The following is a 292-nucleotide window of genomic DNA, read 5'->3' as shown; positions in this document are numbered from 1 at the left end:
ACGGAATCACTATTGAAAATGAAGGTCTTATTGCTTCTGCAAAAGGAAGTGGTATTTTAAATACTGACAATGGAATTATTTATGGTAATATCTTCAATAGAAGTAATAATAATTTAAGTTTAAAAAATGATTCTGATGCGACTATTACAAGTGGTATTAAAAATGAAGGTGGTGGAACCATCTTTGTTAATAACCAAGGAACCATAGATAAAGATAATAGTGGCAATCATTTAACTAATAGCGGATCTGGTAGCATAGTCATAGAAGATTGGCTTGTTACTACAGATAAAGA

1 pseudogene is annotated in these 292 nt (G+C 30.5%); it reads left to right on the top strand.

Annotated features, from left to right (window positions below):
• Window positions 1-292: pseudogene (locus AJ887_RS10080) on the top strand (hypothetical protein); the annotation flags it as partial.

This window comes from Campylobacter sp. BCW_6466 (assembly GCF_001762835.1).
GTDB classification, from domain to species: domain Bacteria; phylum Campylobacterota; class Campylobacteria; order Campylobacterales; family Campylobacteraceae; genus Campylobacter_D; species Campylobacter_D jejuni.
The sequence above is the reverse complement of the archived record's forward strand: the minus strand, read 5'-3'. Positions and strand labels throughout refer to the sequence as shown.